This is a genomic window from Williamsia sp. MIQD14 (assembly GCF_051025635.1).
In the GTDB taxonomy this organism is placed as follows: Bacteria; Actinomycetota; Actinomycetes; order Mycobacteriales; family Mycobacteriaceae; genus Williamsia_A.
Genome location: NZ_JBPFDG010000002.1, coordinates 462,715 through 476,309, shown reverse-complemented (window position 1 = coordinate 476,309; position 13,595 = coordinate 462,715). Strand labels below are relative to the sequence as shown.

Genomic DNA, 13,595 nt, shown 5'->3' with positions numbered 1-13,595 from the left:
TGTGGATCGGACGCTCGCGCTCCACCTTTCGAGCCACGCTCCACCTACAAGCGGATCGCGACTCGAGAAGTGGAGCGCGAATGCGGTCAGGTGGTGGAGTGGCGGAGGTCGTAGACCTCGTAGCCGCCCACCTTCTTCGCCCGGTAGTGCGCCTGGACCCACTGTTGGATCTGGCCGGTGACCGAACCGGAGGTGTAGCGGGAGAACAGTTCCTGCGCCTGCGAGGTCTCGCGCGCCGTCAGGCCGAGGCTGCTCCCGAGGGCCGCCTGGCTCGAGGTCGAACCGCGCCCCGACCGACCGCCGCTCGACGACGACAGCAGGTAGTACGTGACGTCGCCGTTGCGCACGTACTGCTCGAACTGCCCGAGTGTGGGCGCGGGGTCGTCGGAGAACCCACCGATCGCCATCACCGGTGTGCGGGTGTCGAGTTCGATCTGCGCAGCGGCCGAGGAGCGGCTCACCGCCGCCGACCACCGGGAGGTGGTGGCATCGAGCAGCGACGTCAGCGCGGCCGACTTCTCGCCCCCGCCACCGAAGAACGAGCCAAAACCGCCTCCGCCCTTCGACGGGTGGTCCTCCGACGCCGGGCTCACCGACGGGCCGCCGCCGGTGTGCGGTGTCGCGACGACCTCGGCGGCGTAGGCCGCGGGTGCGGCCAGCGCTGCGAACACCGCAACGGCGGCGACACCGATCAGCGCACGACGCCCCCACAGGCGTCGGTCGCCACGCAAACCGAGCACCAGGATCGCGACCACCGCGACGACGGTCGCGGCCAGTGCGGTCCAGGCGACGCCGGGCAGCCAACTCGACTGACGCTGCATGAGGACGAATCCCCATACCCCGGCTGCGCCCACGATCGCCGCGAGACCCACCACGCCGGTCACGCGGTGCCGTTGCCGCCAACACTCCACGACGCCGATACCCACGAGACCGGCGATCGGCGGAGCGATCGCGAGTGAGTAGTACGGGTGCGGGTTGGACTTCATGTACGACAGGACGATCCCGTCGACGACGAGCCACGCTCCGAAGGCGATGGCGCCGGCGCGCACAATGTCGGTGCGGGGGAGCCGTCCGCGCAGGGCGATCACCGCGACGAGGGCGACGAGCGCGGCGGGGAGCAGCCAGGAGATCTCGATCCCGAACTCCCCGGTGAACAGACGGGTGATCCCGGGGCCGTCGGCGAACATCGAACCGCCGCCACGCGATCCGGCCCGGCTGCGCACCCGCTCCATCAACTCGGTCGCCAGCGGCGAGTCGGCGATGGATCGACCCGCTCCGCCGCCCTGTTTGCCCTCGATACGCGCGAGACCGTTGTAGCCGAGCACCAGGTTCATGAAGTTGTTGTCGGTCGACCCCGCCAGGTAGGGCCGCGACGACGCGGGCCACAGCAGGGTGAGCAGTACGTACCAGCCCGCCGAGACGACCATCGCGGCCGCGGCGATCAGCAGATCGCGGATGCGCCGACCGATCCCGGTGGGCGCGGCGACGAGGTAGACCAGCCCCAGTGCGGGGACGACCATCAGGCCTTCGAGCATCTTCGCCAGGAATGCGAAGCCGATCGCAACACCGGCGAGGGCGAGCCAGCGGGCCGAGGCGACGGCAGTGGCCCGGATGGCGCAGTACGCGCCCGCGGTCATCAGCAGCACCATCGCCGCGTCGGGGTTGTTGAATCGGAACATCATGGCTGCGACGGGGGTGACGGCGAGCGCGGCCCCGGCGACGAGACCGGCTGGGCGACCGGCGATCCGGGTACCCGCGGCGTACATCAACGCCACCGACGCGACGCCCATGAGTGCCTCGGGGATCAGCATGCTCGCGCTCGAGTAGCCGAAGATCTGCCCCGACAACCCCATCACCCACTGGGAGACCGGCGGTTTGTCGACGGTGATGAAGTTCGACGGGTCGACCGACCCGAACAGCAGGGCCTCCCAGTTGCGCGAGCCCGCCCACGCCGCTCCCGCGTAGAACACGTTGGCGCTGCCGTTGACGGTGATGTTCCACAGGTAGAACACCGCGGTGGCGAGCAACAGCACGCCCACGGCGAGGCGATCGCGGGGTCGCGCGGGTGGCAGGGCGGGCGGCGCGGTCGACGGGCGGGTGTCTGTGTGCTCGGCGCCCGGGGGCTGGGCCTCGGGGGGCGCGATGTCGGTGGTCACGACTGCACGCTGGTCGGCCGCCCTGACAATCGGATATCGGTTCCCTGTGAAAGAGCTGTCAGAACGCCCCGGAGAGGGACCATTCCGGCAATGCGCCCGGACCCCTGTCGCTGGTGCGGGCGTCCGGCCTCGCGGGAGGTCTCAGCGCAGCGCGGCCCGCGAGGGCGACAGATCGTCGAACGACACCCCGAGCGCGGCCAGGTCGGCCGGGACGGCGTCGCCACGGACGGCGGCCGCGGTCACCCGCGCCATCGCCGCGCAGGTCTGTATGCCGTATCCGCCCTGTCCGGCGCACCAGTGCAGTCCGGCCACGTCCGGGTCGGGCCCGACGACCGGGGTGCGATCGGCCACGAACGAGCGCAGTCCGGCCCAGGAGGAGCGCACGTGCCGCGCGTCGAGCGTGGTGCACTCGGCGATGGCGTCGAGCGCGCGGGCGATCTCCAGTTCGTCGGGGCGCGCGTCGTGGGGGTCCACCGGGGTCTCGTCGGCGGGGGAGCAGAGCAGTTGTGCACCTTCGGGTTTGAGATAGAAGGCCTCGTCGATGTCACTGATCGTCGGGGTCGTCTCCCCGGCGAGATCGGCAGGGCGGGCGATCATGAACACGGTGCGACGCCGTGGACTCAGTCCGATCGGGCGTGCACCGGCGATCGCGGCGAGCGCATCGGCCCATGCGCCGGCGGCGTTGACCACCTCGGGTGCGCGATGGACGTCGCCCGACGTGGTCGTCACCTCCCAGGCACCACCCGTGCGCGACATCGACGTCACCGCCGACGATGTACGGACCTCGCCGCCGCGCTGTCGTAGGCCACGCAGGAAACCCTGGTGTACGGCGTGGACATCGATCTCCATCGACCCCGGCTCGTGCAGGGCGACCTCGACGGCCTCGGCACGCAGCGCGGGGAACAGTGCGACGGCGTCGGCGGGATCGAGCAGTTCGACTGCGGGGGCGAGCGTGCGAACGGAGGCGAACATCTCGCGCACGGCGTCGCCGCGACCCGGTCGCGCGAACTGCAGCATCGGACGCGGCGTCATCAGGGGACGGTCGAAACAGTCGGGCGGGTCGACCAGCGCACTGCGGCTGCCGGTGGTCAGTGCCCGGATGGGCCTGTTGCCGTAGGACTCCAGGAACAGCGCCGCCGACCGGCCGGTGGAATGGAACGCCGGGGTGGCCTCCTGCTCCAGCACGAGCACCGAACGGTCACCGGACAGTTCGTAGGCCACCGAGACACCGGCAATGCCCGCACCGACGACGATCACATCCACATCCACCCGCCCCATTGTGCTCGGAGCGGGTGGATGTGTCGTGCGGTGCGCCGTCGTCGCCGGCGGTGCCCTCAGACGTTCTGGGTGAGCAGGAACAACCCACCGGCGAGCGCGCCACCGATGATCGGGCCGACGACCGGGACCCATGCGTAATTCCACTCGAGGCTGCCCTTGCCCTTGATGGGCATGAGGGCGTAGGCGATACGCGGCGCGAGATCGCGCGCCGGGTTGATCGCGTAACCGGTGGGACCACCCAGGCTGTTACCGATGACGAGCACCACGAAAGCGACTCCGGCGTAACCGAGTCCGGAGTTGCCCAGATCGAGGGTGCCCCCGTTCTGCGAGATCGCGGGCGACCGCAGGATCCAGAAGACCAGCACGAAGGTGCCGATCACCTCGGTGACGGTGTTCCAGAAGTAGTTCTTCACCTGCGGCCCCGTGCAGAAGATGCCACGGGTGTTCTCCGGGTGTGGATCGGCGTCGAAGTTCTTCTTGTAGGCCAGATAACAGAGCATGGCCCCGATGAACGCGCCGATCATCTGCGCGCAGATGTAAATCGGCACCTGCGACCACGGTGTCTTGTCGGCGATCGCCAACCCGAGGGTGACCGCCGGGTTGAGGTGGGCGCCGGACTGCCACGCGATGGAGGCGCCGGCGAACACCGCCAGGCCCCAGCCGAAGTTGATGAACAGGCCACCGCTGTTGTGGAAGCCCGACTTCACCAGGTTGTTTCCCGCGACGACGCCGGCACCGAGGAGGATCAGCACCGCGGTGCCGATGATCTCCCACAGCCAGATCTGGCCGTCGCTCACGGTGCTCACGCAGACACGTCCGCGACGGAGGCCGATCCACGCACCCCGGGTGCACCCATGCGGGCGGCGTCGGCGGTCGCGTCATCAGGTTGACGCTGCGACTCGATCTCGGCCGCGACGCGTGCGCGGTAGTTCTCGATCTCGCGAGCACGCTGCGCGTCGTCCCAGCCCAGCGGGCCGGCGACGATGTCGGCGACCTCGACCGCCGCGCCGGTGCCGCGATCCTTGGTCTCAATCGACATCCGTGTACGTCGGGCCAGGATGTCGACGAGGTGCAGTGCACCCTCATGGGTGACCGCGTAACGGATCTCGGCGGCCAGGTAGCGGTTGTCGCTCGCGGCGACCGGGCGGGCCAGCTCGGGCTCGGCGTCGATGATCGCGAAGATCTCCGAGATCGCGCTGCCGTAGCGGTGCAGGAGGTGCTCGATGGTGGCGACGGGCAGATCGTGCTCGTTGGCCAGACGCACCCGCGCCTCCCAGAGGTCGTCGTACCCGTCGGCACCGACGAGCGCCACCCGATCGGTCCGCGACGGCTCGACCCCGCGAAGGCCCTCGACCGCGGCGTCGATGGCGTCGGCCGCCATCACGCGGTACGTGGTGTACTTGCCGCCCGCGATCACGGTGAGACCCGGCGCGGCCGGAACCACGGCGTGCTCCCGCGAGAGCTTGCTGGTCTGGTCGGACTCGCCGGCCAGCAGCGGGCGCAGCCCCGCGTAGACGCCGACGATGTCGTCGCGCACCAGTGGCTTCTCCAACATCACGTTGACCTCGGCCAGGATGTAGTCGAGATCGGCGCTGCTCGCGGCGGGATGCGCGAGATCGAGGTTCCACTCGGTGTCGGTGGTGCCGATGATCCAGAAGTCGTCGCTCCACGGACACGGGATGACGAACAGCAGGCTCTTCTCGGTCTCGGTGATGAGGCCGACGGCGGAGTCGATGCGGTCGCGGGGGACCACGATGTGGACGCCCTTCGACGCCTTCACGCGCAGCTTGCTCGCGCCGCCGACCATCTCCTGCAGTTCGTCGGTCCACACACCCGCCGCGTTGACCACGTGCTTGGCGCGGACCTCCACCTGCTCTCCGGATTCGAGGTCCTCGATGCGAGCGCCGACGACCCGGTCGCCCTCGCGGAGGTAGCTGGTGACGCGGGCACTCGACGCGCACAGGGCGCCGTAGCTTGCCGCGGTGCGCGACAGCATCATCGTGTGCCGCGCGTCGTCGACCTGGCCCTCGTAGAACAGCACGCCACCGCGGATGGTGCCGCGCTTGGCGCCGGGGAAGATCGAGAACGTCCTCTTCTTGCCGATGTGCCGGAGGTGATGGGGCACACCGCGTCCCGCACCGAGCAGATCGTAGAAGCCGATGCCGGCACCGGCGTACGCGCGGTCGTAGACCGGCGTGACGAGCGGGAAGATGAACTCGACCGGACGCACGAGATGCGGTGCGACGGTGTTGAGCATCAGCTTCCGCTCACGCAGCGCCTCGAAGACGAGCGAGAAGTTGAGCTGCTTGAGGTAGCGCAGGCCGCCGTGGAACAGCTTCGAGCTGCGGCTCGAGGTGCCGGCGCCGTAGTCGATGGCCTCCACGAGGCCGACGCGCAGACCGCGGGTCGCGGCGTCGAGGGCGGCACCGCCACCGACGACACCACCGCCGATGACGAGGACGTCGAGTTCCGTCGCGGCCATCGATGCCAGTGCGGCACGGCGGGATTCGGGATTGAGGGCAATGGGTTGCAGGGTCATGCGGGTGTTCTCCTGGTGATCAGATGTGACTGCCGGCCGTCGGTGTGGATCACACGTCGACCCAGTCGAGGGTGCGGGTCACGGCCTTTTGCCAGCGCCCGTAGTAGTCGGCACGCTCGTCGTCGGTCCAGTGCGGCTCCCAGCGGGAGTCCTCTTTCCAGTGCGTCTCGAGCTCGGAGGTGTTCTTCCAGAACCCGACCGACAGCCCGGCCGCGTAGGCGGCACCGAGCGCCGTGGTCTCGGCGACCACCGGTCGGCTCACCGGGATGCCGAGCACGTCGGACTGGATCTGCATGCACAGCGAATTGGCGGTGACACCGCCGTCGACGCGCAGCACCTCCAGCTTGACCCCGGAGTCCTTCTCCATCGCGTCGGCGACGTCGCGGCTCTGGTAGCAGATGGATTCCAGGGTGGCGCGGGCGATGTGGGCATTGTTGTTGAAGCGGGACAGGCCGACGATCGCGCCGCGGGCATCCGACCGCCAGTAGGGCGCGAACAGTCCGGAGAACGCGGGGACGAAGTAGACGCCGCCGTTGTCGGGGACCTCGCGGGCCAGCGACTCGCTCTGCGCCGCACCGGAGATGATGCCCAGCTGATCGCGCAGCCACTGCACGGCCGAACCGGTGACGGCGATCGAGCCCTCCAGCGCATACACCGGCGCCTGGTCACCGAACTGGTAGCAGACGGTGGTCAGCAGACCGTTCTTGGACCGCACCAGCTTCTCGCCGGTGTTGAGCAGCAGGAAGTTTCCGGTGCCGTAGGTGTTCTTGGCCTGTCCGGGCGAGAAGCAGACCTGGCCGACCATGGCGGCCTGCTGGTCGCCGAGCGCGCTGGCGATGGGGACCTCACCGGCCAGCGGACCGGTGCGGGTCGTGTGCCCGTAGGGCTCGGTCGGCGACGACGCGACGATCGTCGGGAGCATCGCCTTCGGGATGTCGAACAGGGCGATGAGCTCGTCGTCCCAGTCGAGGGTCTCGAGGTTCATGAGCATGGTGCGGCTGGCGTTGGTGACGTCGGTGACGTGCACGCCGCCGTCGACGCCGCCGGTCAGGTTCCAGATCACCCAGGTGTCGATGGTGCCGAACAGCGCGTCGCCCGCCTCGGCATCGGCCCGCACACCGTCGACGTTCTCGAGGATCCACTGCGCTTTGCCCGCGGCGAAGTACGTGGCCGGCGGGATGCCCGCCTTCTCGCGGATGATGTCGCCCGCTCCCGACTTCTCGAGTGCCGAGGCGATCTTGTCGGTGCGGGTGTCCTGCCAGACGATGGCGTTGTAGTAGGGCCGACCGGTGTTCTTGTTCCAGACGACGGTGGTCTCGCGCTGGTTGGTGATGCCCAGTGCGGCGAGGTCACCGGCCTTGAGATTCTTCTTGCGCAACCCGTTCTGCAGCACCGACGAGGTGCGCTCCCAGATCTCGATCGGATCGTGTTCGACCCAGCCGGCCTGCGGCATCACCTGTTCGTGCTCGAGCTGGTGGCGCGCGACCTCGGCGCCGGAGTGATCGAAGATCATGAAGCGGGTACTGGTCGTACCCTGGTCGATGGCGCCTACGTAGCTGGTCATGGGTCCTTTTCCGTGAGTCACAACGCTGTGGGGGAAAGTCGAGACCGGTGATCTGGATCTCACCGTGACATCGACGGTATGCATCTGTTTCGACTGTGACGAGTGATCGCGTTCGGCATTGTCGAACGCCTTCGGCTGCGTTCGGCGGCGGGTAGCGTCGGCGAGGTGCCGGGTCTCATCCAGTCGGTCGAACGCGCCACCGCGGTGATGCATCTGCTCGCCGCCCGCGACGAACCGATGACACTCGCCGAGATCGCCGCCGCGGTCGGCGTCGTGAAATCCACCGCCCACGGCCTCGTGCGCACGCTGGTGGCCGGCGGGGTGCTCGACCAGGACGAACGCAGCGGCCGATATCGGCTGGCCGACGATCCGTTCGGCCCGCGCCGCGACGTGTGGGACGTCAACGAGATCCGGTCGCGTGCCCTCAACTGGACCGACGCGCTGGCGTCACGGACGACGATGGCCACACAGGTGACGGTGGTGCGTGACGGCGCCGTGCAGGTGGTGCACGATGTGCTCGCCACCCGCGGAGCCGGTGCCCGACCGCTGATGACCGGGTCGATGGTGCCCGCCCACGCCGGGGCGCTGGGGCGCGTGCACCTCGCTTACGACGCCCACCTCGCGCGGGCGGTGCTGCGGGAGGACCTGATGGCCCACACCCAGCGCACGATCGTCGATCCGGCGGTCCTCGTCGCCGAACTCGCACGCGTCCGCGACACCGGGTGGGCGGTCGCGGTGGGTGACCTCGTGCACGATCAGGCCGCGGTGGCCGCCCCGATCCGCGACGCCGGGGGCACGGTCATGGCCGCCGTGGGCGTGATGGGCGGGGTCGACGACATCTGCGGCCGTGGCGAGGCGCCGCGAACGGCGGTCGTGGACAACGTGATCGCCGCGGCACGGTCGATCTCCCGAGAACTGGGCCACGGCGTCGCGCCCGGCAGGGGGACCCGGTGAGCACCCACTACGTCGCCGCGATCGACCAGGGGACCACGTCGACCCGATGCATCGTCTACGACCGCGGGGGCGTGCTGGTGTCGGTGGCCCAACGCCGTCACCGCCAGTACTTCCCCCGGCCGGGCTGGGTCGAACACGACGCGTCGGAGATCTGGTCGCTGGTGCGGCTGCTGATCCCCGAGGCTCTTCGATCGGCGGGCGCGACGACCGACCAGATCGTGGGTCTGGGGATCACCAATCAGCGTGAGACGACGGTGATCTGGGACCGTGAGACCGGGATCCCCCTGCACCGGGCCATCGTGTGGGAGGACACCCGCACCTCCGATCTCGTCGAAGAACTCCGCGCCCACGGCGATGCCGACGATCTCCACCGACGCAGCGGCGCACCGCTGTCCAACTACGTGTCCGCGCCGCGCCTGCGGTGGCTGCTCGACACGGTGCCCGGGGCGCGCGAGGGGGCCCGGGCGGGACGCGTCCTGTTCGGCACCATGGACACCTGGCTCGTGTGGAACCTGACCGGTGGACCCGACGGCGGGCTGCACGTCACCGACCCCACCAACGCCGGACGCACCATGCTGATGAACATCGAGACCGGCCGGTGGGACCGGGAGTTGTTGGCCGCGTTCGACATCCCCGAACAGATGCTTCCCGACATCCGTCCCTCGCTGAGCGCGGTGGGCGTCACCGCCGACCCGGTGCCCGGTGTCGCGATCACCGCGATGATCGGCGACCAGCAGTCGGCGCTCGTGGGACAGACGGCGCTGGCGAGCGGCGAGTCGAAGTACACCCTGGGCACCGGCGGGTTCCTGCTGTTCAACACCGGATCCGAACTCGTGCGGTCACGCAACGGGCTCATCACCACCGTCGCCTACCAGATCGACGGCGAGCCCCTGTGTTACGCGCTCGAGGGTTCGAACCCGACCGCGGGCGCCCTGGTGGAGTGGCTGAAGGAGAACCTCGGGCTCATCGAGACCGCCGCCGCCATCGAGACCCTCGCGGGCACCGTCGAGGACAACGGCGGCTGCTACATCGTGCCCGCGTTCTCCGGCCTGCACGCCCCGCACTGGGTGTCGGGCAGTCGAGGACTCATCGTCGGACTCACCGCCTACGTCACCCGCGGCCACATCGCGCGGGCGGCGTTGGAGACCAACGCCTTCGGGGCCCAGGCCATGATCGCGGCGGTCAACGACGACCTCGCCGCCGCCGACGCCGCGACCCGCCTCACCGAACTCGTCGTCGACGGCGGGATGACCGGCAACAACCTGCTGATGCAGATGATCGCCGACATCTGCGGGCTGCCGGTGGTGCGACCGCGGATGGCCGAAGCCGTCGCCCTCGGTGCGGCCTACGGCGCCGGACTCACCGCCGGGTTCTGGACCGACACCGCGCAGTTGCGCCGCAACTGGCAGGCCGCCGCCCGCTGGTCGCCGCAGATGCCCGCCGCCGAGCGGGACCGTCAGGTCGCGACGTGGGCGCGCGCGGTCGAGCTGTCGTCGAACTGGCGACCGGCCTAGGCGACGGGGACGGTCAGCACCCGACCGATGCGGTGGCACGGCAGACCTGCGCGGCGACGTCGTCGGTGCGCAGCGACCAGAACTGTTGCGCGCCTCCGCCGCCGGTGACGAGAACGGTCTCGTCGCCGAGCGCGGTCAGTCGTGCCGGCCCCTGATCGGCGGTTCCGTACAGATTGCCGACCCGCCGCACCGAGCCGTCGGCGCCGATGCGGTGCACCGTGCCGTCGGCCGACGCCGTCGCCGTCGTGGTGCCGACAGCGGCGATCGAGGTGACCGACCACCGACCCAGCGGGGTCCGCGCGCCGACCTGGCCGCCGGTGTCGGACCGGTAGCGGGTGATGCCACCGGTGCTGTCGCCGACGACCACCTCGTCGTTCACGTATCCGAGAGCGGTGACCGGTGCGCCCGGGAGCAGCCGCCCGGAGACCTGACCGGTGCCCGACGCGGTGAGGCGGGTGCGGACGACACCGGTCGACCCGCCGAGCGCGATCTGCCCGCCATCGGCCGAGAACGCCACCGCGGCGACCGGCGCCCCACCGAGATCGAGATCGACGACCGGGGTCAACCCGCGACGGTCGACGCCGTAGACGCCCACGGAGGTGTTGCCGCGCAGACTCATCGCCAGCATCGACGACGTCGGGGCGAACCGGATGGTGCCCACCGGCTGGGGTCCGAGCGTCAGCGGCGCACCGACCGCGACCGGGGCGCCGCCCGCGACGTCCCACAGCTGGGCGCGGTGTCCGGCGTCGACGGTCATCATCCACCGGCCGTCGGGGCTCATCGACGCACCGTCGAAGTGATCGGGGGCGTCGATGACCAACCCGCCCAGCGGAGTCGACGGATCGGCGGCGTTCCACACCTGCACCGGGCCGTCGACGAACGACGTGACACACGCGGCCTTCGCCGTCGAGCACGCCGGCGTCGCGACGCCGCCGAAACCGCCGTCGAGCTGACCGGCGGGCAGCGACCACACCTGCGGCACACCGCTGCCCGTGGTGACCAGCGTCGAGGCGTCGGTGAACCGTGCCGCCGAGATGGTCGTCGATTCCGAACGGAGATCACCGGTCAGCACCCGGGGCGCGGCGGCATGGGTGACGTCCCAGACGCGGGTCGACCCGTCGGCCGAGGTCACCGCGAGCCGGTGTCCGGTGGGTGCGAACGACAGGCTCGACACCCCGACGACGGTGTCGTCGACGCCGGGATCGACTGCGCCCGAACGGCCGAGCCCGGGACCGACCCGGGTCGGTCCGGACGCCGACAGCGTCGCCAGCGTGACCGAACCCGCGGTGTCGGCGACGGCGAGGGTACCGCCGTCCGCGGCGACCGCGAGCGCTGCGACGGGGTTGTCGAGGACCAGTCGCGTGTCGCCGGCGACCGGGGAGCGGGGATCGGACAGATCCCAGGACGTGACGCGGCGATCGGCCGATCCGACCACCAGCGTCGGCGCCGTGTCGGGTGTCGCCGACGGTGCGAACACCGCGGTACGAGCCGCGGATGCGCCGGGGAGTGTCGACAGTGCGACCGGTCGGAGCGGATCGGCGACGTCGACGACGCGTACCGCGCCGGCGGCGTCGACGGTGGCGAGCCAGGGTCGGTTCGGCGCGAAAATCACCGAATCGACCGGCACGGGCCCGCCGTCGACCACGACGGGTCCGCCGGCGATCGCACCCGCGGCGTCGACGGGCCACAGCCGCACGGTGCCGGCGTCACCGGCGGCGGCGAGCAGCGTGGCCCCCGCGTCGAGGGCCACCGACTGCGGTCCGCGGGCGGCGGTCGCGTCGTCGACGGTGGCGGTCACCGGCGCGTCGCGGCCGGTTCGGGTGATCCGTACGGTCCCGTCGGCCGAGGTGAGCGCCACCCGGTCCGAGCGTGGGGATCCGCCGGTGGCGACCGCGACCGACGGCGGGACCGCCGTCACCGGTCGCGCCAGCGGGGTCGACTGGGTGGCGAGCAACGCCGACTCGGCGCGGGGGTCGCCGGGGGCCGAACGGTAGGCCTGCAGGGCGAGACGCGCCGACGCGGTCGGGTCGGCGGCGGCGGTCGCGCCGATCCGCGCGAGGGTGGCGTCGGTGCGGGCGGCGTCGCGTTGCGATGTCGTGTCGCCGCCATGGATCACCGAGGTGATCGCGACGACGAGCGAGACCACGGCGACGAACACCAGCACCCCGAGCAGGACGCGACGTCGGGAGCGGCGCAGCGCAGCGCGTTCGCGGGAGCGGGCGAGGAAGGCGTCGGCGGGCGCACCGAGGACGTCGACCGGTTCGACGGCGCGGTCGGCGGACTGCAACCGCGCGCTGTCGTAGAGCTCATCGGTGGGATGGCCGCCGGCGTCCCAGCGGGATGCGTCGGCGATCACCGCGGCCCGGATCGGGGCACCGGCACGTCGGTGGGCGGCCCAGTCGGCGAGGCGGGGCCACACGGTGAGCAGGGAGTCGTGGGTCAACCGCAGGCGGTCGTCGACCGCGCGGACGAGGTTCGCACCGATCAGGTGGTCGATGACGACGTCGAGCCGACGATGTCCGCCCAGCCGGGTGTGGAGATCGGTCCGTGCGACATCGGCGGCGACCACGTCGCCGTCGGCGGTGACACGCAGCGCCGCGAGGAGGACCAGCCGTGCCGTGCGGCGGTCGGCTTCGGTGAGCCGGGTCCAGGCGCGTTCGGCGGTGGCCTCCACGACGGAGTCGAGGGGATCGGATGCACGCAGGGCCGCGAGCGTCAGGGTGTCGTCGGCGCGGGTGCGCCACAGATGGTCCATGAGCATCCCGAGCGCGACGAGGGCCGGGGCGCCGGACTCGACGGAGCGGAGGTCGGCGACGATCCGGTCGCCGAGACCCGCCTCGACCGACACGCCGCGGGCGCGGGCGGGCGAGGCGACGGCGGTGAGGAGTTCGGTGTCGCTCATCGTGCGCACGACGACCGCGCGGTCGTCGAGGGTGCCGACGAGCACCGGCTCGGCGACGGCACGCGCGTAGAAGTCGGCGCGCAGGACGATGACGACCGCGAAACGGTCGTCGCCCGCGAGACGGTCGACCGCGGTGAGGAATTCAGCACGGGTCGCCCGGTCGCACAGCGTGAAGAGCTCCTCGGCCTGGTCGACGACCAGAAGGCACGCCGTGGCGTCGGGGTGATCGCCGGGATCGGCGGCACCGCGTGCGCCCTCGAGCGCGGCCATCGGCGCGGCGCCCGGGGTCATGGTGGTGACGGTCGCGGCGACGCGTTCGCCGCCGCGACGCAGACCGCTGCGGCGGACCTCGGGGATGAGTCCCGCCTGCACCAACGAGGTCTTGCCCGCACCGGATGGACCGACGACGGTGACGATGCCGCCACCGGGGACCGCGCGGACGTGCAGCCGACGCCACAGGTCGGTGCGACCGAAGAAGATGTCGCCGTCCTCGGCGGAGTACGGGGTCAGGCTGCGGTAGGGGCCGGAATCGGCGCCCGCGTCCGCACCGGGTGCGTCGACGGCGTCCACGCTGATGTCATCGGTGGTGTCGGGTGCGGCGTCGTGGGATGTGTCGACCGGGACCGTGACCTCGCGCAGGTCCGACCCGCCCCGCTCACGCCCGTCGTAGGACATGGTCGACCTCGTC

The 13,595-nt window shown here is 70.9% G+C and carries 8 protein-coding genes; 2 read left to right on the top strand and 6 right to left on the bottom strand.

What is annotated here, in order from left to right:
- Positions 1-86: 86 nt before the first annotated feature.
- The 5 genes from ACQ7HM_RS09785 to glpK (ACQ7HM_RS09765) all read right to left on the bottom strand — a co-directional run bounded on the left by ACQ7HM_RS09785 (position 87) and on the right by glpK (ACQ7HM_RS09765) (position 7,537).
- On the bottom strand, positions 87-2,156 hold the full coding sequence (locus tag ACQ7HM_RS09785; RefSeq protein ID WP_434216061.1) for an ArnT family glycosyltransferase: 2,070 nt from the start codon (positions 2,154-2,156) through the stop codon (positions 87-89).
- 141 nt (positions 2,157-2,297) lie between these two features.
- Positions 2,298-3,434 carry an NAD(P)/FAD-dependent oxidoreductase gene (locus tag ACQ7HM_RS09780; RefSeq protein ID WP_434216060.1) on the bottom strand — a complete coding sequence of 379 codons (1,137 nt, stop codon included), beginning with the start codon at positions 3,432-3,434 and terminating at the stop codon, positions 2,298-2,300.
- A 56-nt stretch (positions 3,435-3,490) separates the two neighbouring features.
- Positions 3,491-4,231, bottom strand: coding sequence for an MIP/aquaporin family protein (locus ACQ7HM_RS09775; protein ID WP_434216401.1), 741 nt, complete (start codon positions 4,229-4,231; stop codon positions 3,491-3,493).
- 5 nt (positions 4,232-4,236) lie between these two features.
- On the bottom strand, positions 4,237-5,973 hold the full coding sequence (locus ACQ7HM_RS09770) for a glycerol-3-phosphate dehydrogenase/oxidase (RefSeq protein ID WP_434216059.1): 1,737 nt from the start codon (positions 5,971-5,973) through the stop codon (positions 4,237-4,239).
- Between the two features lie 49 nt (positions 5,974-6,022).
- Positions 6,023-7,537, bottom strand: a complete 1,515-nt coding sequence (gene glpK, locus ACQ7HM_RS09765; protein WP_434216058.1) for a glycerol kinase GlpK — start codon at positions 7,535-7,537, stop codon at positions 6,023-6,025.
- Positions 7,538-7,702: 165 nt separating this feature from the next.
- Here glpK (ACQ7HM_RS09765) and ACQ7HM_RS09760 point away from each other — a divergent pair, with 165 nt between their 5' ends.
- Complete coding sequence (locus tag ACQ7HM_RS09760) at positions 7,703-8,491, top strand: IclR family transcriptional regulator (protein WP_434216057.1); 789 nt, start codon at positions 7,703-7,705, stop codon at positions 8,489-8,491.
- A complete protein-coding gene (glpK, locus tag ACQ7HM_RS09755; protein WP_434216056.1) occupies positions 8,488-10,005 on the top strand; it encodes a glycerol kinase GlpK in 1,518 nt (505 codons plus the stop codon). The genes ACQ7HM_RS09760 and glpK (ACQ7HM_RS09755) overlap by 4 nt, the downstream gene beginning before the upstream one ends.
- A 13-nt stretch (positions 10,006-10,018) precedes the next feature.
- On the opposite strand, the gene ACQ7HM_RS09750 is transcribed toward glpK (ACQ7HM_RS09755), so the two are convergent.
- Positions 10,019-13,582, bottom strand: coding sequence for an nSTAND1 domain-containing NTPase (locus tag ACQ7HM_RS09750; RefSeq protein WP_434216055.1), 3,564 nt, complete (start codon positions 13,580-13,582; stop codon positions 10,019-10,021).
- Positions 13,583-13,595: the final 13 nt, after the last annotated feature.

Excerpts from the sequence above, each read along its gene's own strand:
- ACQ7HM_RS09750 (WP_434216055.1), bottom strand. The coding sequence starts at position 13,582 with ATGTCCTACGACGGGCGTGAGCGGGGCGGGTCGGACCTGCGCGAGGTC.
- glpK (WP_434216058.1), bottom strand. The coding sequence starts at position 7,537 with ATGACCAGCTACGTAGGCGCCATCGACCAGGGTACGACCAGTACCCGC.
- ACQ7HM_RS09770 (WP_434216059.1), bottom strand. The coding sequence starts at position 5,973 with ATGACCCTGCAACCCATTGCCCTCAATCCCGAATCCCGCCGTGCCGCA.
- ACQ7HM_RS09780 (WP_434216060.1), bottom strand. The coding sequence starts at position 3,434 with ATGGGGCGGGTGGATGTGGATGTGATCGTCGTCGGTGCGGGCATTGCC.